This is a genomic window from Achromobacter ruhlandii (genome assembly GCF_002082135.1).
GTDB lineage: Bacteria > Pseudomonadota > Gammaproteobacteria > Burkholderiales > Burkholderiaceae_B > Achromobacter > Achromobacter ruhlandii.
In genome coordinates this window covers 1,337,853-1,359,844 of sequence record NZ_CP017433.1, presented here as the reverse complement: position 1 = coordinate 1,359,844, position 21,992 = coordinate 1,337,853, and the positions used below count along the sequence as shown (strand labels likewise).

General features: G+C 66.8%; 18 protein-coding genes and 3 tRNA genes. 6 read left to right on the top strand and 15 right to left on the bottom strand.

The window, feature by feature from the left end; genetic code table 11:
* Position 1: 1 nt before the first annotated feature.
* Positions 2 to 1,501 (bottom strand): efflux transporter outer membrane subunit, encoded by a 1,500-nt coding sequence (locus tag AruCF_RS06195; protein WP_049072590.1) that lies wholly within the window; start codon positions 1,499 to 1,501, stop codon positions 2 to 4.
* A gap of 251 nt (positions 1,502 to 1,752) precedes the next feature.
* Here AruCF_RS06195 and argG point away from each other — a divergent pair, with 251 nt between their 5' ends.
* A complete protein-coding gene (gene argG, locus AruCF_RS06190) occupies positions 1,753 to 3,093 on the top strand; it encodes an argininosuccinate synthase (RefSeq protein WP_006388517.1) in 1,341 nt (446 codons plus the stop codon).
* Between the two features lie 186 nt (positions 3,094 to 3,279).
* Here the strand turns inward: argG and AruCF_RS06185 are convergent, their stop codons facing one another.
* The 12 genes from AruCF_RS06185 to rnr all read right to left on the bottom strand — a co-directional run bounded on the left by AruCF_RS06185 (position 3,280) and on the right by rnr (position 16,348).
* Positions 3,280 to 5,208: a potassium transporter Kup gene (locus AruCF_RS06185; RefSeq protein WP_049072589.1), complete on the bottom strand. Its 1,929-nt coding sequence runs from the start codon at positions 5,206 to 5,208 to the stop codon at positions 3,280 to 3,282.
* On the bottom strand, positions 5,205 to 6,320 hold the full coding sequence (locus AruCF_RS06180; protein WP_372364183.1) for a sensor histidine kinase: 1,116 nt from the start codon (positions 6,318 to 6,320) through the stop codon (positions 5,205 to 5,207). Before AruCF_RS06180 ends, AruCF_RS06185 begins: the two co-directional genes overlap by 4 nt.
* An 87-nt stretch (positions 6,321 to 6,407) precedes the next feature.
* Positions 6,408 to 7,079 carry a response regulator transcription factor gene (locus tag AruCF_RS06175; protein WP_006218435.1) on the bottom strand — a complete coding sequence of 224 codons (672 nt, stop codon included), beginning with the start codon at positions 7,077 to 7,079 and terminating at the stop codon, positions 6,408 to 6,410.
* Positions 7,080 to 7,144: 65 nt separating this feature from the next.
* Positions 7,145 to 7,624, bottom strand: coding sequence for an ExbD/TolR family protein (locus AruCF_RS06170; protein ID WP_049072586.1), 480 nt, complete (start codon positions 7,622 to 7,624; stop codon positions 7,145 to 7,147).
* The gene (locus AruCF_RS06165) at positions 7,624 to 8,604 is read right to left on the bottom strand and encodes a MotA/TolQ/ExbB proton channel family protein (RefSeq protein WP_049072585.1); all 981 of its coding nucleotides are present in this window, start codon (positions 8,602 to 8,604) and stop codon (positions 7,624 to 7,626) included. Before AruCF_RS06165 ends, AruCF_RS06170 begins: the two co-directional genes overlap by 1 nt.
* 1 nt (position 8,605) lies before the next feature.
* Positions 8,606 to 9,403, bottom strand: a complete 798-nt coding sequence (locus AruCF_RS06160) for an energy transducer TonB (protein WP_049072584.1) — start codon at positions 9,401 to 9,403, stop codon at positions 8,606 to 8,608.
* A gap of 645 nt (positions 9,404 to 10,048) precedes the next feature.
* Positions 10,049 to 10,124, bottom strand: a tRNA-Val gene (locus AruCF_RS06155).
* Positions 10,125 to 10,270: 146 nt separating this feature from the next.
* A complete protein-coding gene (locus AruCF_RS06150) occupies positions 10,271 to 10,543 on the bottom strand; it encodes an HU family DNA-binding protein (protein ID WP_003812968.1) in 273 nt (90 codons plus the stop codon).
* A gap of 360 nt (positions 10,544 to 10,903) precedes the next feature.
* Positions 10,904 to 11,584: a Fe2+-dependent dioxygenase gene (locus tag AruCF_RS06145; protein WP_049072583.1), complete on the bottom strand. Its 681-nt coding sequence runs from the start codon at positions 11,582 to 11,584 to the stop codon at positions 10,904 to 10,906.
* A 53-nt stretch (positions 11,585 to 11,637) separates the two neighbouring features.
* Entirely contained in the window at positions 11,638 to 12,882 is a 1,245-nt protein-coding gene (locus tag AruCF_RS06140) for a cystathionine gamma-synthase family protein (RefSeq protein WP_049072582.1), read from the bottom strand.
* A 50-nt stretch (positions 12,883 to 12,932) separates the two neighbouring features.
* Entirely contained in the window at positions 12,933 to 13,670 is a 738-nt protein-coding gene (rlmB, locus tag AruCF_RS06135; protein ID WP_049072581.1) for a 23S rRNA (guanosine(2251)-2'-O)-methyltransferase RlmB, read from the bottom strand.
* 212 nt (positions 13,671 to 13,882) lie between these two features.
* Positions 13,883 to 16,348 (bottom strand): ribonuclease R, encoded by a 2,466-nt coding sequence (rnr, locus tag AruCF_RS06130; RefSeq protein WP_049072580.1) that lies wholly within the window; start codon positions 16,346 to 16,348, stop codon positions 13,883 to 13,885.
* Positions 16,349 to 16,529: 181 nt separating this feature from the next.
* On the opposite strand from rnr, the gene AruCF_RS06125 reads away from it, so the two are divergent.
* A tRNA-Leu gene (locus AruCF_RS06125) sits at positions 16,530 to 16,614 on the top strand.
* 179 nt (positions 16,615 to 16,793) lie between these two features.
* On the opposite strand, the gene AruCF_RS06120 is transcribed toward AruCF_RS06125, so the two are convergent.
* A complete protein-coding gene (locus AruCF_RS06120; protein ID WP_049072579.1) occupies positions 16,794 to 17,405 on the bottom strand; it encodes a tRNA-uridine aminocarboxypropyltransferase in 612 nt (203 codons plus the stop codon).
* A 192-nt stretch (positions 17,406 to 17,597) separates the two neighbouring features.
* Between AruCF_RS06120 and AruCF_RS06115 the strand changes: the two genes are divergently transcribed.
* Positions 17,598 to 17,682: transfer RNA gene (locus AruCF_RS06115), tRNA-Leu, on the top strand.
* 348 nt (positions 17,683 to 18,030) lie between these two features.
* Here the strand turns inward: AruCF_RS06115 and AruCF_RS06110 are convergent.
* On the bottom strand, positions 18,031 to 18,474 hold the full coding sequence (locus AruCF_RS06110; protein WP_049072578.1) for a GNAT family N-acetyltransferase: 444 nt from the start codon (positions 18,472 to 18,474) through the stop codon (positions 18,031 to 18,033).
* Between the two features lie 118 nt (positions 18,475 to 18,592).
* Here AruCF_RS06110 and AruCF_RS06105 point away from each other — a divergent pair, with 118 nt between their 5' ends.
* The 3 genes from AruCF_RS06105 to AruCF_RS06095 all read left to right on the top strand — a co-directional run bounded on the left by AruCF_RS06105 (position 18,593) and on the right by AruCF_RS06095 (position 21,874).
* Positions 18,593 to 19,501, top strand: a complete 909-nt coding sequence (locus tag AruCF_RS06105) for a DMT family transporter (protein ID WP_049072577.1) — start codon at positions 18,593 to 18,595, stop codon at positions 19,499 to 19,501.
* A 31-nt stretch (positions 19,502 to 19,532) separates the two neighbouring features.
* Positions 19,533 to 20,477 carry an AEC family transporter gene (locus tag AruCF_RS06100; RefSeq protein ID WP_049072576.1) on the top strand — a complete coding sequence of 315 codons (945 nt, stop codon included), beginning with the start codon at positions 19,533 to 19,535 and terminating at the stop codon, positions 20,475 to 20,477.
* Between the two features lie 173 nt (positions 20,478 to 20,650).
* Positions 20,651 to 21,874: a YeeE/YedE family protein gene (locus tag AruCF_RS06095; protein WP_049072574.1), complete on the top strand. Its 1,224-nt coding sequence runs from the start codon at positions 20,651 to 20,653 to the stop codon at positions 21,872 to 21,874.
* Positions 21,875 to 21,992: the final 118 nt, after the last annotated feature.

The following is a 21,992-nucleotide window of genomic DNA, read 5'->3' as shown; positions in this document are numbered from 1 at the left end:
CTTACTCGTTCTCGGTAGGGGATTTGGGCGCGGCCGGCGCCGCGCCGGCCGCCGCCAGCGCCTGCGCATCCGGCGTGTTCAGGGCGGACGCGTTCCAGCCGCCGCCCACGGCCTTGATCAACGCCACGCTGGCCACCATCTGGCGGCCGCGCAACTGCACGGCATTGCGTTCGTTCGACAGCGTCAGGGCCTGCGCCGTGGCCACCGCCAGGAAGGTGGTGGTGCCGGCGCGGTACTGCGCCAGGGCCAGTTGCTCGCTCAGGCGCGAGGCCGCCACCGCCTGGTCCTGCGCCCGCGCCTCGTCGTCCAGCACGCGCAAGGTGGACAGGTTGTCCTCCACCTCCTGGAACGCGCCCAGCACCGTCTGCTTGTATTGCGCGGCGCTGGCGTCGAACGCCGCCACCGTCTGGGCATCGCGCGCGCGCCGCAGGCCGCCGTCGAAAATCGTCTGCGCCAAGGCCGCCCCCAGCGACCAGACCCGGCCCGGCGCGTTGAACCACTGCGCGAAGCTGGCCGCGCCGAAGCCGCCGCTGGCCGACAGCACCAACGACGGGAAGTAGGCGGCGCGCGCCACGCCGATGGCGGCATTGGCCGAGGCCACCTGACGCTCGGCGGCGGCAATGTCCGGACGCCGCTCCAGCAGGTCGGACGGCAGGCCGGTCGGCACGGCGGGCACGCGCAACATCCAGGGCTGCTCGGGCGGCAGCGGCGCCAGGCTGAATTGGGCCGGCGCCCGCCCGGTCAGGATGGCGATGGCGTGTTCCAGTTGATGGCGCGAGGCGTCCAGGTCGATCGCCTGCGCCTGCGCGGTCTTGAGCTGGGCCTCGGCCTGCGCCACGTCCGAGCGCAGCGCCACGCCCGCGTCATACTGGCTGCGGGTGAGTTTCAAGGTGCGCTCATAGGCCTGCAGGGTCCGGGCGTACAGATCCTTTTCCCGATCCACCGTCCGCAATTGCAGGTAGTCCTGCGCCAGCGCCGCCTGGATGCTGAGCCGGGCGGCGGCCAGGTTGGCCTCGCTGGCCTGGGTCGAGGCGTCGCTCGCCTCGACCTGGCGGCGCACCGCACCCCACAAGTCCGGTTCCCAGGACACGTCGATGGCCGCCGCATAGCTGTTGGAAACGGCCACCACCCCGCTGCTCTTGGCCCGCGCGCGCTGCGCCGACACATTGGCGCCGACCGTGGGCCAGAAGCCGGCGCGAGCCGCATCGGCCGCCGCGCGCGCCTGACGGTATTGCGCCTGGGCCTGCTGGATGGTCTGGTTGGCGCCGTTGGCAGCCACGATCAGACCATTCAGGGTCGGATCCCCATAGGCCTCCCACCACGGCTGCGAACCGTCGATCACGCCCGGCTGCGCCGTCTTCCAGGGCCCCGCCTCTTTGTAACCGGAGGGCAGATCCATGGCCGGCCGCTGGTAATCCGGCCCGACGGCACAGCCGGCCAGGCCAGCCACCGCCACCAGCCCCGCCGCCCACCGCGACGCCCTGCGCTTGCCTGTGTTCATTTTCCGGGGCCGCCCGCGCGGCTGACAGTCAGTACGGCTCCCAATGTAGAAAGCCCTGCGGGACTCCACGCTGTCCGCTCCCTGACAATTCGGACAGGTTGGCGCCCCTTCCCCCCGGCCGCCCGCGCCGACGCCGGCTTTGCGTCCCGCCGCTCCGGGCCGCCCCCGCCCAAAAGAGTTAAAATGGCGGCCAGATTTCTTGTTTGGCGGCTCGTTGCTGTCAAAGTCCCGTTGGCGTCCCACCTCAAACAATGACCACTATCCTCCCGAACCTTCCCACCGGCCAGAAGGTCGGCATCGCCTTTTCCGGCGGCCTCGACACCAGCGCCGCGCTGCTCTGGATGCGCAACAACGGCGCCATCCCCTACGCCTACACCGCGAACCTGGGCCAGCCCGACGAATCCGACTACGACGAGATCCCGCGCAAGGCCATGGCCTATGGCGCCGAGAACGCCCGCCTGATCGACTGCCGCGCGCAACTGGTGGCCGAAGGCATCGCCGCCCTGCAGGCCGGCGCCTTCCACATCTCGACCGCCGGTATCACCTACTTCAACACCACGCCCATCGGCCGCGCCGTCACCGGCACCATGCTGGTGGCCGCCATGAAGGAAGACAACGTCAACATCTGGGGCGACGGCAGCACCTTCAAGGGCAACGACATCGAGCGCTTCTACCGCTACGGTCTGCTGACCAACCCGGACCTGAAGATCTACAAGCCCTGGCTCGACCAGCAATTCATCGACCAGCTCGGCGGCCGCTCGGAAATGTCCGAGTACATGCGCCAGGCCGGCTTCGACTACAAGATGTCGGCGGAAAAGGCCTACTCCACCGACTCCAACCTGCTCGGCGCCACCCACGAAGCCAAGGACCTGGAACACCTGAACTCCGGCATCCGCATCGTCAAGCCCATCATGGGCGTGGCTTTCTGGCGCGACGACGTCGCCGTCAAGGCCGAGGAAGTCACTGTCCGCTTCGAGGAAGGCCAGCCGGTCGCCCTGAACGGCGTGGAATACAGCGACCCGGTCGAGCTGATGCTCGAAGCCAACCGCATCGGCGGCCGCCACGGCCTGGGCATGAGCGACCAGATCGAAAACCGCATCATCGAAGCCAAGAGCCGCGGCATCTACGAAGCCCCGGGCCTGGCCCTGCTGTTCATCGCCTACGAGCGCCTGGTCACCGGCATCCACAACGAAGACACCATCGAGCAGTACCGCGAAAGCGGCCGCAAGCTCGGCCGCCTGCTGTACCAGGGCCGCTGGTTCGACCCGCAAGCCATCATGCTGCGCGAAACCGCCCAGCGCTGGGTCGCCCGCGCCATCACCGGCGAAGTGACCATCGAACTGCGCCGCGGCAACGACTACTCGCTGCTCAACACCGAATCGCCCAACCTGACCTACGCTCCCGAGCGCCTGTCGATGGAAAAGGTCGAGAACGCCCCCTTCACCCCCGCCGACCGCATCGGCCAGCTGACCATGCGCAACCTCGACATCGTCGACACCCGCGCCAAGCTGTTCACCTACACGAAGACCGGCCTGCTCTCCGCCTCCGGCACCTCGCTGCCGCAACTGAAGGACGAGGCCAAGAAGAAGTAATACTTCTTTCCGCCCAACAAAAAGCCCCTCGGCAACACCGAGGGGCTTTTTTATTACGCAACAGCCACAAGATACTCGCCCCTGCCAACAAACTGTAGGCAAGCACGCCAAGAAAACCACCCGCCCCAGCAGCCGCCAACGGGCGTCTCAAGAACTCAAACAACAACCGCCCCAGCCCAACAACGCCTACAACTCCACCTGCATCCCCATCTCCACAACCCGATTCGCCGGAATCTTGAAAAACTTCGTGCTCCGCGTCGAATTGCGCGCCATGAACGAAAACACCGCCCGCCGCCAGCGCCACAGCGCCGGCTTCCTGGCCGCCACCACCGTCTGCCGCGAAAGGAAATAGGACGTGCGCATCGGCTCCAGATCCAGCTCCGGATACGCCTCGGCCACCAGCCGCAGCGCCTCCGGCACATCCGGATCTTCCTTGAAGCCGTAGTTGATCGTCGCCGCCCAGCTCGACGCGCTCATCTTCTGCACCGAAAAGCGCTCGTCCTCCGACACGTACGGCACATCCGCCACCCGGATCGTCAGGAACAGCACATGGTCATGCAGCACCTTGTTGTGCTTGAGGTTGTGCAGCAACGCCGGCGGCACGTTGCCCGAATTCATCGTCATGAAAATCGCCGTGCCCGGCACCCGCGACGGCGGATAGGCCTCCAGCTGTTCCATGAACTCCTTGAGCGGCTGGCGGTCGCGCTGCTGCATGTCCGACAGCAGCCGGCGGCCCCGACGCCACGTCATCATCAGCGTGAACACCACGATCGCCACCACCAGCGGCAACCAGCCGCCTTCGTGGATCTTGAACACGTTGGCCGAGAACAGCAGCACATCGAACAGCAGCAACAGGCCCAGCACCACGAACCACAGCATGCGCTTGGCGCCCGTGGTGCCGCGCGGCAGCACCGCGAACGCCAGCACCGAGGTCGTCAGCATCGTCCCCGTCACCGCGAAACCGTAGGCCGCCGCCAGGTTGTCCGAATTGCGGAACACCAGCACCAGCACCAGCACCGCGCACAGCAGCAGCGCATTGACCTGCGGCAGATAGATCTGGCCCTTCTCCACCGCCGAGGTATGCAGGATCTGCATGCGCGGCCAGAAGCCCAGTTGCACCGCCTGGCGCGTCACCGAATACGCGCCCGAGATCACCGCCTGCGACGCCACGATGGTGGCCACCGTCGCCAGCGCCACCAGCGGCGCCAGGCCCCATTCCGGCGCCATCATGAAGAAAGGATTGCGGATCGCGCTGGGATCGCGCAACAGCAGCGCGCCCTGCCCGAAATAGCACAGCGTCAGCGCCGGCAGCACCATGCTGAACCACGCGCTGCGGATGGCCGGGCGGCCGAAGTGGCCCATGTCGGCATACAGCGCCTCGGCGCCGGTCAGCGCCAGCACCACCGCGCCCAGCAGCACGAAACTGATCCACGGGAACTCAACGATGAAACGCAGGCCCCACATCGGATTGAGCGCCGCCAGCACCTCGGGCGTCTGCCACACCTGCCAGCCGCCCAGCGCCGCCAGCGTGCCGAACCACAGCAGCATCACCGGCCCGAACAGCTTGCCCATGGCGCCCGTGCCATGCGACTGGATCGCGAACAGCGCCACCAGCACCACCAGCGCCAGCGGCACCACCCACGCGTCCAGCGTATGCGAAACAATGCCGATCCCTTCCAGTGCCGACAGCACCGAAATCGCCGGCGTGATCATGCTGTCGCCATAGAACAGCGCCGCGCCGAAGATGCCCAGCACGATCAGGATCCAGCGCAGCTTGCCCTCGCGGCTGCGCACCGCCAGCTCCAGCAGCGCCAGCGTGCCGCCTTCGCCCCGGTTATCCGCGCGCAGGATCAGCGTCACGTACTTGAATGACACCACCACCATCAGCATCCAGAACAGGATGGACAGCACGCCCAGCAAGTGGGCTGGCTCCAGGTCGGTATGCACGCTCAGCCCCGTCAGGCAAGCCCGCAGGGTGTACAGCGGACTGGTGCCGATATCGCCGTACACCACGCCCAGCGCCCCCAGGACGAGGGCGGCGCGCGAGGACGGGGCGTGGCCGGCGGGCGCCCCGCCGGTAGAGGAAGAAGGAACGCTGACCGAGCCCTGGCTCATGATGTGGGTTCTTGCCGAGTGAGTTGAGCCCCCTTGCGAGGGCCGGGAAACACGACCGACAGCCGCGTTCCGGAAAAATCGGGCCGGCTGGTGAGCTTCCACCAGGCGCCGTGGGCATGCGCGATCTCGCGCACGATGGCCAGGCCCAGCCCCGAACCGCCGGCCGTGACCGACGGCGAACGATAGAACGCCTCGAACACGCGATCGCGTTCCTCGGGGGGAATGCCGGGGCCGTCGTCCTCCACCGTCAGCGACGGCGGATTGGCGCCGACGATCAGGGTGATCTTGCCGGTGGCGTTGCCATAGCGCAGTGCATTGTCGATCAAATTGCCCAGCAGTTCTGCCAGCAACAGGGGATCGGCGTCGATCCAGATCGGCGCGTCCGGCGCCACCAGGTCCAGTTCATAACGCGCCTCGCGCACTCGCGGGAACCATTCGGCGCCATGCGCCCGCACCCATTCGCACAGGTCGATACGCACGAAACTATCCTGCGGCCGCGCATTGGGATCGGCGCGCGCCAGCACCAGCAACTGCTGGCCCAGCCGGATCATGCGGTCGCTGACCGCCTTGATGCGTTCGGCGCGCGCGCGCACATCGTCGGGCAAGGGCCGCGCCAGCATCAGTTCGGATTCCAGCCGCAGGCCGGAAAGCGGCGTGCGCAGCTGGTGCGCGGCGTGGCCGATGAAGCGGCGCTGCGCCGCCAGCGAGGCATCCAGCCGCAGCAGCAGATCGTTGGTGTGAGTGACCAGCGGTTCGATCTCGACCGGCACGCCGGCCACTTCGAGCGGCTGCATATCATCGATGGAACGCTGGCGGATTTCCTCGGACAGATGATTGACCGAGCGCAGGCCGGAACGCACGCCCTGCACCACCACCCAGGTGAACAGGCCGATCAGCATCACCTGCCCCACCACCATCAGCCAGAAGAAATCCTCCAGCATCCACAGCGACATGTCGATCTTGTGGGTGATGACCCAGGTGGCGGCCAGGTCCAGCAGCACCAGCAACAGGATCGGCGGCATCAGCCGGATGACCAGATGCCGCGCAAGCGAGCGGGACGGGAGCAAGGGGCGAGGGGCGGGCGGAGGGGAAGGAGTGCGTTCTGACATCATGACGCGGTGCCCTCGCTGTGGACGGATGGGGAGTCAGGCCGCCGCGGGCTGGCGGGGCCGACCGGCTTCGGGCGGCCAGCCGGGCCGTCAGGCCGTTTCCACATCCAGCATGTAGCCGAAGCCGCGCACCGTCTGGATGCTGGCGCCCGTGCCTTCCAGGCGCTTGCGCAGGCGGTAGACATAGACTTCCACTGCGTTTTCACTGAAATCCGCGTCCCAGGCGGACAGCGAATTGACGATCTGGCGCTTGGTGACCACGCGGCCGACGCGCGCCATCAGCATTTCCAGCACGGACAGTTCGCGCACCGACAGCGACAGGCGCTGGCCGTTGGCCCGCACCTCGCGGCCGACGGTGTCGAACACCAGCGGACCCACCTCGATCAGCGGCTGCGCCTGCCCAGCCCGCCGGCGGCCGAAGGCGCGCACGCGGGCGGCCAGCTCGGGCAGTTCGAAAGGTTTGGTGACGTAGTCATCGGCGCCGGCATCCAGGCCGGCAACGCGGTCTTCGATGCCGTCGCGGGCGGTCAGGATCAGCACCGGAACCTGGTTGCCATCCTGGCGCAGCTGGCGCAACACGTCCAGGCCGCTCATGCCGGGCAGATTGAGGTCGAGCAGCATCAGGTCATACGGCTGGCCGGCCAGCGCGCCCAGAACCCGGTCGCCCTCGGTCAGCCAGTCGACCGCATAACCTTGGTCGGCCAGGAATTCCTGGAGCGCATGGCCCAGGGTGGTGTCGTCTTCGATTACCAGAACTCGCATGCCGCGATTCTAGCGCGATCCCGGAAAAAACGGGGCGCGAAATGCGCCCCGTTGGCGGGAATCGTTCAACGGCCGGACGGCGCGGGGGTGGCCCCACCTGCCGCCGGCGCCTCGGCAGCCGCGCCGCCCGAGGGCGGCGTGGTGACGAAACCGATGCGCGTCATGCCCGAACGACGGGCCGAGGCCATGACCTTGGCCAGCGTCTCGTAGCGGGTGTTCTGGTCGGCGCGGATGCGGATCTCGGGTTGCGGCTTGGTGCCGGCGATCGACTTGAAGCGATTGGGCAGGTCGTCGATATTGACCGGCTTTTCGTCCCAGAACAGCGCGCCCCCGGCATCGATGGCCAGGTCCACGGTCTTGGGTTCTTCCTCGATCTGCTCGGCGGCCACCTGGGGCATGTTGATCTTGATCGAGTGCGCCAGCAGCGGCGCCGTGATGATGAAGATCACCAGCAGCACCAGCATGACGTCGATCAGCGGCACCATATTGATCTCGGAAACCGTGTGGGTCCCGGATCCTTTGCCCTCGAAGCTGCCAAAAGCCATTATTCGCTCCCGCGTTGGACCGCGGCGCCGTTACCGTGCTGGCGGCGCAGGGCACGCACCTTGCTGTCCGACAGGGCCACTTGCTGGCCGGTGGTCAGGAAGGCGAAAAGGTCGTGCGCGAAGGCGTCCAGGCGCGACAGGTAGACGCGGTTGTTGCGCACGAAGGTGTTGTAGGCCAGCACCGCCGGGATGGCGACCGCCAGGCCCAGGCCGGTCATGATCAGGGCCTCGCCCACCGGACCGGCGATGCGGTTGATGGTGACGCCATCGGACAGGCCGATGCCGACCAGGGCATGGTACACGCCCCACACCGTGCCGAACAGGCCGACGAACGGCGCCGTCGAGCCCACCGAGGCCAGCACCGTCAGGCCGTTTTCGAGCTTGGCGGTTTCCTCGTCGATCACCTTGCGCATGGTGCGGGTGACGAAATCGCTGCTCGAACCCGCCTCTTCGAGCTTGGTGGCGCCGAACTTGTTGTGGTGCGCCTGGGCGTGCATGGCGTGGCTGGCCAGGTGCGAGAACGGGTCGCGCGCGCCGTGCGTGGTGATCTCGTGCTCGACCTGTTCCAGCGAACTGGCGTTCCAGAACTTGTTCAGGAAGTCGGCCGAGCGGCGGCGCATGCTGATGTTGCTGCCGACCTTGACCAGGATCAGGTACCAGGTCACCAGCGACATCAGGATCAGGATGATGAACAGGCTCTTGCCGACGAAGTCGCTCTGGGCGACGAAGTGCAGGAAGCCCATGTCGGGGACGGGCGCCGGCGCCGGGGCGACCGCCGGCAGCGCCGCGGCGGCGCTGTGCAGCGCGTCCGCGGATTGCTGGATGGCGCCGGTGGCCTGCTGGACGATGCCGCCGGCCGCGGTCGCGGCTTGCTGGGCGGCGGGCGCCGCGGCGGCGGCGGGTGCCGCGGCCGCCGGAGCCGCTGCCGGGCTGGTGGCCGCCTGCGCCACCAGGGTGGCGCTGTGCATTGCGTTGGACATCTCAGTTCCTCATTACGAAATCGAACGGAATCTTTGCTTTGGCGGGATATGCCACGCCATTGCGGCTATAAGGTTTCATGCGGGCCTTGCGCGCGGCGGCCAGTGCCGACTCGTCCAGCCTGGGAAAGCCCGAGGACGCGTCGATGGTGGCCCGCTCGACCAGCCCCTGGGTATTGATTTCCACCAGCACCACCACCCGCCCCTCTTCCCGCATGCGGCGCGATGCCATCGGGTAGTTGGGCATGGGTCGCGCGCCCAGGTATTCGATCTGGGTTTCCTGCAGGATCTGGTCGGGCGGCGGACCCTGGCGCGGGGCCTGGGTGGTCTGCGCGCCTTCCGTGGCGCCGGCCGGCGGCGTTTCCACCGGCGGCGTCTCGGGCTTGGGCTCGGGTTTGACTTCCTGCTTGGGCTGGGGCTTGGGTTTGGGTTTGGGCTTCGGCTTGGGGGCCGGCATCGGCGGCTTCTCGACCACCGGCTCGGGTTCGGGCTCGGGTTCCGGCTCCACCTTGGGATCCGGTTCGGTTTCGGGCTCGATCTCGGGTTGCGGCTCGGGCGGCGGTTCCGTCACCGGCTGCGGCACTTCCGGCGTGGGCTCGGCTTTGGCGATCTGCGGCGTGGGCGCATCCACCACGCTCACCATGATGGCCTCGGGTTCCTCCAGTTCAGGGCGGTTCTCGGGCGCCAGGTAAATGGCATAAACCACTGCGGCATGTAGCGCAACGACCGCCAGGCCTGCGCCTATGCGTATACCAAGGGAAGACGGCGGTGAAGAGTTCAGACCACGTTGAAAGCTAGGCATGAATCAGCCAGGGTGCATTAACTTATCTGGCCAGCCAGGAAAAAACGCGCGCAACGAGCGCACGCCGGCTGACCGGTACAAGCCAAAGATCATAGCTTAAATGCGAATGATTCGCACGTCATATTTCGTCTGCAATAGCGTAACACCCCGATGCGGCGCCAACCCTGCGCTGGCGCAAACGGCGGCAGTGCAAACGTCGATTGCGCCAGCGGGACCATCAGGCGGCCCGCGCGGCTCCGCCCGTGCATGCCGCCCGTGCATGCCGCCCGTGCATCTCGCCCGTGCATCTCGCCCGTGCATCTCGCCCGTGCATCCCGTCCCTGCAGCCCGCCCGCGGAACCCTGCCCCCGCAACGGGCGCGGGCGGGCAGGCAATCCCTGCGAGGGACGCAGGCAAGCGCCGAAATGCCGCGCACGCACCCCGAGCGCACGCCTGAAGCGCTTTACCCATGAATGCGCTCTGGGTCGTACACGCCCCCCATGCATGCAGCGCGTGCGCGTGCTCCATGCCCGCACCCGAAGCATGCGATCGCAGCCCTGAACCGAAACACGAACCCGACACACGAACCCGAAACGCGCATCCCAAGCGCGCAAACAAAAAAACCCGCCACGTTACCGTGTGCGGGTTTCTGTTTCGGCTTGCTGATGGTGGGTGCTACAGGGGTCGAACCTGTGACCTACGCCTTGTAAGGGCGCCGCTCTACCAACTGAGCTAAGCACCCGTCCTGGTGATGGTTTCGCCGCAAACGAACTGCGGAAAACGCTAGCCGGGGTACTCAAAAGCAATACGCGGGCCGGAGTATACCGGACCGCGTACCTGTCGGCAAATCAACGGGTGCCGTGCCCGCTCGATCCGCCGATCCGTCAATTAGTTGACGGCGTCCTTCAGGGCCTTGCCCGGACGGAACTTCGGCACCTTGGCCTTCTTGATCTTGATGGTTTCGCCCGTGCGCGGATTGCGGCCGGTGCGAGCGGCGCGGGCCGACACGGCAAACGTGCCGAAGCCCACCAGGGTGACCGTACCGCCCTTCTTCAGGGTGGTCTTGACGGCGCCAATCAGGGCGTCAAGCGAACGACCGGCGGCAGCCTTGGAGATATCGGCCTTGCTGGCAATGTGATCGATGAGTTCGGTTTTGTTCATGCAGGTGTACCCCTCACAAGGTATGGAGTCTGCCGGGAGTGCAGTTCATCATGGCTGTCATGCTGGACATCACGACTAGGCGCGTAGACCCGACAAACGACGAACAGACTAGTGGATAAACTTTTTCTTGCGCTGCAAAGCACAACTTTTAAACTGCTGCGCCGCCTAGGTTTCAAGGGTTTCAAGACCCCTGAACCGTCAGCGACGCAGACATGTATTAGGCCTTGGCGTAGAGCGGCTGTCAAGCGAAAACCTCACGTCAAGCCGCACCAATACTAGCTTTTAGGCCTTTCCGCAATAAACATAAACGCGCATTTCGGGGTTTGCGCGACACCGGCGCACGGCCCCTCGGCGCGGCCTTCACACATCGGCCCAGCGCCGCAGCAAATTGTGATAGATGCCGGTGAGCTGGACGATCGAAGGGTGGCCCGCGGCATCCTGGTTCAAACGCTGAATGGCCACATCCATGTCGAGCAACAGCGCACGCTGGCTGTCTTCGCGCACCAGGCTCTGCATCCAGAAGAACGCGCTGACACGGGCGCCGCGCGTGACCGGATTGACCTTGTGCAGGCTGGTGCCGGGATACAGCACCATGTGCCCGGCCGGCAGCTTCACGGTGCGCGGCCCGTAGGTGTCGTCGATGACCAGCTCGCCGCCGTCGTAGGAATCAGGCTCGGAGAAGAACAGCGTGGCCGACAGGTCCGTGCGCACGCGCTCGGCGGTGCCGACGATGCCGCGCACGGCGTTGTCGACGTGATAACCGAAGGCCTCGCCACCCTCGTAGCGGTTGAACAGCGGCGGAAAGATCTTGCGCGGCAGCGCCGCCGACATGAACAGGTTGTTGCCGGACAGGCGCTGCAGGATCAGGTTGCCGAGTTCCTGCGCCAGCGGATGCTGCTCGGACAACTGGCGGTTGTGCTTGACCGAGGCGGACTGGAAGCCCGCGGTAACCTTGCCATCCACCCAATCGGCGGCATCGAGACGCTGGCGGATGGCGGCCGCCTCGTCGGAGGTGAATACTTCGGCGATCTGTATAAGCATGGGTTCCTGCGCAGGTAACGGCCGGCGCGTCACCGCGCCGAAGCCCCGCCAGATTATCCCTGCAGGCAGCCGTTGAGCGCCTGATCGAAGTCAAATAGCAGATCAGTCTCGTCTTCGATGCCCACCGACACCCGGATCAGACTGTCGGCGATGCCCATCTGCTTGCGACGCTCGGCGCCCATCTCGTAGTAGATGGTGTGCGCGGCGGGCAGCGCCAGGCTGCGCGTGTCGCCCAGGTGCGTGGCCATCAACACGATGCGCAGGCGGTTCAGGAAATCGAAGCAGTCGACGCCGTCGGCCAGTTCCACGCCCAGCAGGCCGCCGAAGCGCGAACCGAACAGTGCCGCGGCGCGCGCATGCTGCGGGTGGCTGGCCAGGCCCGGATAATGCACCTTGGCCACGCCGCGATGCTCTTCCAGGAAGCGCGCCAGCGCCAACGCGTTGGAACAATGCTTGGCCATGCGCAGGGCCAGCGTCTCGGCGCCCACCGCAATGCGGTGCGCGGGCTCCGCCGCCAGCGTGCCCCCCATGTCGCGCAGGCCCTTCTTCTTGATCTGGGTCAGGCCCCAGCCGGTGGACGGGCCCTTGCGATAGGCGTCGTAGATGTTCGAATAATCGGCCCAGTCGTACAGGCCGGTGTCGGTGACCGAGCCGCCCAGCGCGTTGCCATGGCCGCCGATGTACTTCGACAGCGAGTTCATCACCAGCGACGCGCCGACCGTCGACGGCCGGAACATCCACGGCGAGGTCAGCGTGTTGTCCACCACATAGACCAGTCCCTTTTCGCGGCAGATCTCGCCGATCACCGCCAGGTCGGCAACCTGAGTGCCGGGATTGGCGATGGTCTCGGTGAACACCATGCGGGTGTTGGGCTGGATCGCCGCGCGCACCTGCGCCGAATCGGTGGCATCCACGAACGTGATCTCCACGCCCAGTTCCAGCAGCGTGCCCAGCAGGCTGTTGGTGTTGCCGAACACGTACTGGCTCGACACCAGATGGTCGCCCCGGCGCAGCAGCGTGGTGAAAATGGCGGCCAGCGCGGCCATGCCGGTGGCAAAACTCACCGTGCCCTTGCCGGCTTCCATGTGGTTGATCTTGGCTTCCAGCGCCGTGGTGGTCGGCGTGCCCTGGCGGGCATAGGTGAAGCCGGGCTTGCCCTGGAACACCGCGGCCAGCTCGCGCGCATCGGCGTAGGCAAACTCCGACGAAGGGTGCATCGGCTTGTGCACCGCTCCGTGCTCGACGGATTGCTGGCGGTCGGAATGGAGGATCGTGGTGGTAAAGCCGTTCTGGTGCATGATGGGCTACGCGGAAAGAAGGGAACTACGAAAAGAAGGGCGCGGCCGGCTCAGGCCTGCCGCTGGCGCACGGTCTCGTACAGGCACACCGCGCTGGCCACGCTGACGTTCAGGCTTTCGACCGAGCCCAGCATGGGAATGTTGACCAGTTGGTCGCAGGTCTCGCGCGTCAGGCGGCGCATGCCCTCGCCCTCGGCGCCCATGACCCAGGCCATCGGCTGGCGCGCATCGACCTGGTGCATGCTTGTCGTGGCCTGGTCGTCGGTGCCGACCAGCCACACGCCGCGATCCTTCAGGCCGCGCATGGTGCGCGCAAGGTTGGTGACCATCAGGTACGGCACGGTATCGGCCGCGCCGCAGGCCACGCGCTGCACGGTGCTGTTCAACCCCACCGCGCGGTCGCGCGGCGCGATCACGGCGTGCACGCCGGCGGCGTCCGCCGTCCGCAGGCAGGCGCCCAGATTGTGCGGATCGGTCACACCATCCAGGATCAGCAGCAGCGGCGGCCCCTCGATCACGTCGAGCACCTCATCCACGTCCACCGCCAGCTGGCGCTCGTCAGCCAGCGCCACCACGCCCTGGTGGCGGGTGCCGCGCGCCAGGCCATCCAGGCGCTCCATGGCGACCGGGTGCAGGCGGCAGCCGGCCTTCTCGGCCTGCTCGATGAACGTCTGCATGCGCTTGTCGCGGCGCGACGCTTCTACGTAGATTTCCTTGATCGACTCGGGCGCGTGGCGCAGCCGCGCGACAACCGCGTGAAACCCGGCAAGGACTTGGGTCGACGCCATAAATGCAAATACCTTTAGAGAAACGAATGCCCGTCCCAGAGCGGAACGGGCCGCCGGACAGGCCGGCCATAGGCGCAATGTTACCCCTTATGGCGCCGTCACCCGCCTTTGCCCGACCGAAGGTGCGCCCCCAAAACAGCGTGCCGGCGAATCGCGGGCCCGGCGGCGGGGCCGCGGCGCCCGCCCTCCCGGGCGGAACGCCGCGCCGCGCATCAGTGGCGCTTGCGCGTGGCTTTCTTGGCCGGCGCGGCGCGTTGCGGGGTATTGGACGGCTTGCCGGCCTTCTTGGCCTCGGCGCGCCGCTCCTTGGCGGTCTGGCCCTTGAGCGCGGCCGGCTTGGGCGCCGCCGCCTTCTTCACGCGGCGCGGACCTTCATCGGGACCACGCGCGGCCGCCTTGCGCAAGGCGTCGAAGCTGGTGCCTTGCACCAGGCGGAACTCGATGCGACGGGCTTCCAGGTCGACCCGCGACACCTGCACCTGGACCTTGTCGGTCAGGCGGTAGCGCATGCCGGTGCGTTCGCCGCGCAGCTCGTGCAGCGCGTCGTTGAACTGGAAGTATTCGCCGCCCAGCTCGGACACGTGCACCAGCCCTTCGACGTGCAGCGTATCCAGCGTGACGAAGATGCCGAAGCTGGCCACGCCGGTGACGGTGCCGCTGAAGTCCTCGCCCACGCGCTCCTTGACGAACCAGCACTTGAGCCAGGCCTCGACGTCGCGCGAGGCCTCGTCGGCGCGGCGTTCGCTGGCCGACAGCACCAGGCCCAGCTTTTCCCAGATAGCGTGCTCGTGCTCGCGCTGGGTGCGGCCGATGACGACCGGCTGGTCGTCCAGGCTCGGCACATAGCGCTGGCCGGCCAGCAGGGCCTTGATGACGCGGTGCGTGAGCAGGTCGGGATAGCGCCGGATCGGCGAGGTGAAATGGCTGTAGCCGGGATACGACAGGCCGAAGTGGCCCAGATTGTCGGGGCTGTAGATGGCCTGCTGCATCGAGCGCAGGCACATGGTCTGCAGCAGCTGGTAGTCGGGACGGCCGCGCACGGAGTCGAGGAAGTCGCCGTAGTCCTTGGCCGTGGGCGTATCGCCCCCGCCCAGCGACAGCCCCATGGTGCGCAGGAATTCACGCAGCGACTGCAGGCGCTCGGGCGTCGGGCCCTCGTGGATGCGGTACAGGCCCGGATGCTTGCTGCGCGTCATGAAGTCGGCCGCGCAGGTGTTGGCGGCCAGCATGCACTCTTCGATCAGCTTATGGGCATCGTTGCGCACCGAAGGCACGATCTGTTCGATGCGCCCCAGTTCGTTGCAGACGATCTTGGTCTCGACCGTATCGAAATCGATCGCGCCGCGCTTCTTGCGGCTCTGCGAAAGCAGGTGGAACAGTTCATACAGGCTCTGCACCTGCGGCATGACGGCGCGCATGGCGTGGGCCGCCGGGCCGCCGGGCTGCTGCAGCGCCGCCCAGATATTGGTATAGGTGGTGCGGGCATGCGAGTGCATCACCGCGTTGTAGAACTGGTATGCCGTGACCGTGCCGGCCTTGGCGCCCGACGCCGGGATCACCATGTCGCAGACCAGCACCAGGCGATCGACATCGGGATTCAGCGAGCACAGGCCGTTGGACAGCGACTCGGGCAGCATCGGGATGACGCGGCGCGGGAAATACACGCTGGTGCCGCGCTCGAGCGCGTCATCGTCCAGCGCGTCGCCGGGACGCACGTAGTGGCTGACGTCGGCAATGGCCACCAACAGGCGCCAGCCCGGCCGCTTGCGCTGGCCGGTGCCCAGTTCCACCGCTTCACAATAGACGGCATCGTCGAAATCGCGCGCGTCTTCGCCGTCGATGGTGATCAGCGGCACATCGCGCAGGTCGACGCGGTCTTTCAGGTCGCCCTTGCGGACCACGTCCGGCAGGCGGGCGGCCTGCTTGCGCGCGGCCTCGGAGAATTCCACGGGCACATCGAACTTGCGCACCGCGATCTCGATTTCCATGCCGGGATCGTCGATCTCGCCCAGCACCTCGGCCACGCGCCCCAGCGGTTGCGTGTGGCGGGTCGGCTGCTCCATGATCTCGACCGACACCACCTGCCCATGCTGGGCGCCGTTGGTGTCGCTGGGAGGAATCAGGATGTCGTGCTTGATGCGCTGGTCTTCCGGCACCACGATGGAAAGGCCGTGCTCGTGCAGGAAGCGGCCCACCAGCTTGTTGGTGCGCCGCTCGATCACCTCGACAATGGTGCCTTCCGGCTTGCCGCGGTATTCGCCCGACGGCTTGACCAGCACACGGTCGCCGTGCAGCACCTTGAGCATTTCGCGCGGCGACAGGAACAGGTCCGGCCCGCCGTCATCGCGCAACAGGAAGCCGAAGCCATCGCGATGGCCCAGCACCTTGCCGGCAACGAAATCCAGCTTGGTGGCCAGCAGCAGCACGCCCTTGCGGTTCGGCATCAGCTGGCCGTCGCGTTCCATCGCACCCAGGCGGCGCTCGAATCCCACCATCGTCGCCGGACGCTCCACGCCCATGCGCTCGGCCAGCTCCACCGGAGACAACGGCGCCCCCGCGGATCGCAGCGCTTTCAGGATGGCTTCACGGGACGGGACATCAGGATCGAAGTCTGGTGGCGCTTCCGGCAACGGAGTGGATCTGTTGTTGTTCGATTCGTTATTCGATCGTTTTGCCAAAGCTAATTTTTCCGTATATAATGCGCAGCTTCTGTGGTTCGCCCAAGGCTGAACACTGAAGCAGAAATGGTCAGACGGATTGTAGAGTGATTTTGCAATTGCGCTTTGAATACATGGGAATAAAAACCTCATGCAATCGAAGTGGCAGCGTATCACAAAGTTCTGGCTGCAATGTCTCAGTGCCCAGGTGGCGGAATTGGTAGACGCGCATGGTTCAGGTCCATGTGCCGCAAGGTGTGGAGGTTCGAGTCCTCTCCTGGGCACCACGGAATTTCAGCCAAGGCTGTTTGGCTTTGCGACGGCATCACGTCGCAATATAAACAGGCAGCGTTGGCAAAAAGTTGAAAACCCCGAAAATCGCGAGATTTTCGGGGTTTTTGCTTTGCGACTTGCGCTTTGCGCGGCAGCCCCGCCCCTTCCCCGCCGCCCACGCCAAGACCTTCTTTCAGCGCCACGGCACCTTACGGTTCAGATGGTGGCGCGCATACAGGTCCGCGCCCATCCCCGCGATCTGGCCATCGATCAAGGCCTCGAACGGCCGCAGCAGTTCGTCGAAATTGCGTGGCGCCTCCAGCGCATTGAGCGCATGCGTCACCGCCTCGATGGTGGACAGCGCGCCCGGGATGTCCGCGTGCCGCACCCGGTAGCGCGTCGCCAGGCCGGGCGGCAGCATCACGCGCGGCAACGCGGCCAGTTGCGGATTGATGTGCAGCAGCTTGCGCGCATGGGTCCAGGTGCCGTCGGGCACGATCAATTGCACTGGCGCGCCCGTCGCGGCGGCGCACCCGGGCACCAATACCTCCGCGCCCTCGCCGGGAAACAACACGCGGGGCGCATAGCCGGGTTCGGCCCACTGCTCATGCTGAAAGTATTCCCCCACCAAGCGCCGCGCCCCATCCAGCCCCAGCACCGCCAGCCGCGCTGTGTTCAGCGCATGGCGCGCCTCGCTCGGATGCTGCAACACCACCACGCGGGTTCGCGGACTCAGCGCCGGGATCAGGGTGCACAGGCAGTGGGATTCGGGGCGCTTACAGCGCAGGCAAAGAGGGCGTGACATGGGGCGACACTATAGCGAAGTCGGCCGCATCGAAAAAAAAGTGAAAAAAATGCAGCATGACTTGCACACTTCCAAAAAAGTATGCATAATCTCGTTCCTCTGCTGTTGAACACGAAACGAAACGCAGCCGGTAGCAAGAAGTCGAAAGATCAAATGCAAACTGGAAAGCGACGCGGAAGGTAAGACATCAGCGCCCAGGTGGCGGAATTGGTAGACGCGCATGGTTCAGGTCCATGTGCCGCAAGGTGTGGAGGTTCGAGTCCTCTCCTGGGCACCAATTATTACATCACGAGGTACCTGTCGTGATGCGCCAAGAAAACCCCGTTCGCGAAAGCGTCCGGGGTTTTTTCTTTTCCGGTTCCGATCATGAGACCGGACGGCGGCGGCATCGACATCCGCCGCCGCGCCAGGCGATTTGCCTGACGACGACAAGCCCGCCATAACAACGAGCCCGCCACGCCAGTTGCGCCTAGCCATCTGCACCGCGCCAACGTGCACCATCCCAGCGTGCACCACGCCAGCCGCACCTCGCCAGCCCGCTGCCACAAGCCCGCTGCCACAAGCCCGCTGCCACAAGCTGGCCGCGACACCGCTGCCGCCAGGGCTGTCCGATCGCTTGCCGCGCCTAGGCCAGCACCCGCGTCATGACGACGTGCGCGATGCCGGCTTCCATGAACTCCTCGCCTTCCACCTGGAACCCGTGGGCCTCGTAGAAGCCCTTGGCGTGGGTCTGCGCGTGCAGCACCAGCATGCGGTGGCCATCGCCATGGCCCTGGCCGATCAGGGCGTCTAGCAACTGGCCGCCCACGCCCAGGCCGCGCGCCCGCTTGTGCACGGCCATGCGGCCGATGTGACCGTCGGGCAGCAGGCGGCCGGTGCCCAGCGGCGTGCCGTCAGCGGCGTAGGCCACCGCATGCACCGAGACCGCGTCGTCGTCGTCCATCTCGACTTCGGGCGGCACCTTCTGCTCGACCACGAAAACGTCATAGCGGACCGACGAGGCGTCCTCGCGCAGGCGATCCCAGGTTCCCAGGGTGATATGTACCGTCGGCTTTTGTTGGTTGGCCATTTTTTTCCCTCGCGCCACTGCTGAATATGAATCTCCTGTCGACATTTTCGCAGGGATGGCGTGTCGACGAAACAGGCGTACCATCGCGGCTGGCCCATTCCCGCAGCTGATCGCCATCATGCCGCAAGCCGCAACGCCCGCCTGGTTGAAATTCGCGCCCGCGCTTTTCCTGCTGCTGTGGTCCAGCGGCTTCGTCGTGCTGAAAGTGGGGCTGGCCTATGCCGATCCCATGACCTTTCTGGCATTGCGCTATGCCTGCGTGGTGGCGCTGCTGATGCCATTTCTGCTGGCGCTGCGGCCGCCGCTGCCGCAAGGCGCACGGGCGTGGGGCCACCTGGCCATGGTCGGCCTGCTGCTGCAGGCGGGCTACTTCTGCTTCACCTATCTGTCGCTCAAGCAAGGCATGTCCGCCGGCGGGCTGGCGTTGATCACGTCGCTACAGCCCATCCTGATCGGGCTGCTTGCGCCGGTGATCGCGCACGAACGCGTCGACGCGCGGCGCTGGGCCGGGCTGGGACTGGGCGTGTCGGGCGCCGCGCTGGTCATCGTCGCCAAGGCCTCGGTCGACCTGGCTTCGACGCTCGGCCTGGTGCTCGCGGTGGCCGCCCTGCTCTGCATCACCAGCGGCACGCTGTATGAAAAGCGCTTCGGCGTGCAGACCCACCCCGTCACGTCCAACACCGTGCAATACGCCGTTGGCCTGGCGGTCACGGCGCCGCTGGCCTTCTGGCTGGAGCCGATGCGCATCGACTGGACCGGCCCGCTGCTCGGATCGCTGGCGTACCTGGTGATTGGCAATTCGCTGGTCGCCATCACGTTGCTGCTGGCCATGCTGCGCCATGGCGAAGCCTCGCGCGTGTCGGCGCTGTTCTTCCTGGTGCCGCCATCGACCGCCGTCATCGCGCTGCTGGTGCTGGACGAGCCGATCCCGCCGCTGGCCTGGCCCGGCATGGCGCTGGCCGCGCTCGGCATCCTGCTGGTGACCCGTTCGGCGCGCACGCCCGCGCCGGCGCGGCAAGTAGAATGAGCGCCCTTTCGCGCCCATTTCTGCCGCCGCCATGAATGCCGTCATCACCGCCGCCCTGCCGGTCTTCGCGCTGATCCTGACCGGATGGCTGGCGGCGCGCTGGCGCATCCTGGGGCCGGCCGCCACCGACGCGCTGAACCGCTACGTGGTCTACCTGTCGCTGCCGGCGCTGCTGTTCCGCGCCATGACGCAGGTGGATCTGGCGCACATGGCGCACTGGGGCTTCGTCGGCGCGTTCGCCGGCGGCATCGCCGTCACCTTCGCGCTGTCGTTCCTGCCGCGCAAGCGCGGCCCGCGCGGCCTGACCGACCGCAGCATCGAAGGACTGGCGGCGGCCTACGCCAATGCCGGCTATATGGGCATCCCGCTGTGCCTGGCGCTGTTTGGCGCCGAAAGCCTGGCGCCGGCGGCCTTCACCACATTGATGACGGCCAGCGTGCTGTTCGGCTTCGCCATCGCCCTGATCGAGTTCGACCGCCAGCAGGCGCCCGGCCTGGGCGCCACGCTGGTCAAGGTCGGCCGCGCGCTGATGCGCAATCCGCTGCTGGCCGCGCCGGTGCTGGGCCTGGCGTGGGCCGGCACCGGGCTGACGTTGCCCGAGGGGCTGGATCGCTACGTGTCATTGCTGGGCGCATCCGCCAGCCCCTGCGCGCTGGTCACCATCGGCCTGTTCCTGGCGCAGACCGAGACCGCCAGCCCGGGACCGGGCGTGCTGCGGCTGGTGGCCGGCAAGCTGCTGCTGCAACCGGCCGTGACCGCGCTGCTGGCGTTCCAGGTGTTCTCCATGCCGCCGCTGTGGGCCTGGACGGCGGTGCTGATGAGCGCGCTGCCGATCGGCACGGGTCCCTTCATGCTGGCGCAGATGTACGGACGCGACGCGCGCGTGACGTCCCGCGCCATTCTGGTGTCGACAGTGCTGTCGGTCCTGACGGTGAGCCTGCTGGTGGCCTGGATCAGCGCCAACCCGATCACATAACGGCTGGATAATGCCGTTTATATAACTTCTGGTTATTAAAAAAGCTTGAATTTGTGTTTTGAGAAATGTTCCACGCCCTTTAGACTGGACGCCACGATGACGGGTGCGGCGACGCGCCCGTTTGCTTTTCCTTCGCCGCATTCCGGCCCTACCGATTGCCTCGGACCCCGATCATGAGCACCAACGCCTCCACCCTGCCTCTGCCCTCGGCGCTGCCGCCCATCCAGATCAACCGCAAGCCGCTCTGGATCGCGCTCCTGCTGGTGCTGGCCGGCGCCCTGTACCTGAACCAGACCGTCAGTTGGCGCCAGGGCGCGCTGTGGATCGTCGGCGCGCTGCTGGGCGTGGCGCTGTACCACGCCTCGTTCGGCTTCACCCAGGCATGGCGCGTGTTCGTGTCGGACCGTCGCGGCGCCGGCCTGCGCGCGCAGATGTTCATGCTGGCCATCGGCGTGCTGCTGTTCTTCCCGTTCCTGGCGCAAGGCTCGCTGTTCGGCCAGCCGGTCAACGGCCTGGTCTCGCCCCCGGGCGTGTCGGTGCTGCTGGGCGCGTTCCTGTTCGGCATCGGCATGCAGCTGGGCGGCGGCTGCGCCTCGGGCACGCTGTTCGCGGTGGGCGGCGGCAATACCCGCATGCTGGTCACGCTGCTGTTCTTCATCATCGGCTCGGTCATCGCCACCGCCCACTTCGGCTGGTGGTCGACCCTGCCCGCGCTGGCGCCGACCTCGCTCATCAAGACCTGGGGCCTGGCGCCCGCCATCATCGCCAACCTGGCGGTGTTCGCGCTGATCGCCTGGATCGCCACCGTGCTGGAAAAACGCCGCCACGGCCACGTGATCTCGTTCGCCTCGCGCACCGCGCGCCCGGCCTCGCTGCTGCAGGGCCCGTGGCCGCTGATCTGGGGCGGCGTGGCGCTGGTGGCGCTGAACTTCGCCACGCTGGCGCTGGCCGGCCGCCCCTGGGGCATCACCTCGGCGTTCGCGCTGTGGGGCGCCAAGGCGCTGGACGCGATGGGCGGCGACGTGGCCACCTGGGCTTACTGGAGCAAGCAGGCCGCGCTGGGCGCGCCGCTGCGCCAGGACGTGACCACGGTGATGGACATCGGCCTAATGCTGGGCGCGCTGGCCGCGGCCAGCGCCGCCGGCAAGTTCGCGCCGGTCTGGAAGGTGCCGGCCCGCTCGCTGGCCGGCGCGGTCATCGGCGGCCTGCTGCTGGGCTACGGCGCCCGCCTGGCCTTCGGCTGCAACATCGGCGCCTACTTCAGCGGCATCCTGTCGGGCAGCCTGCATGCCTGGCTGTGGCTGCCGGCGGCCTTCGCCGGCAGCGCCCTGGGCGTGCGCCTGCGTCCGTTGTTCGGCCTGGCGGTGGAAAAGACGCCGTCGGCATCCAGCTGCTGAGAAACACTGTTCCAGCAGCGGCCCCCGAAAAGGGGGCTTTTTTACATCCGCGCCCCGCAGCGCCAGCACTGGCGCCGTTTCCGGGGTGACGGACGGGTCCGGAAAGCGCGCCCCGCCG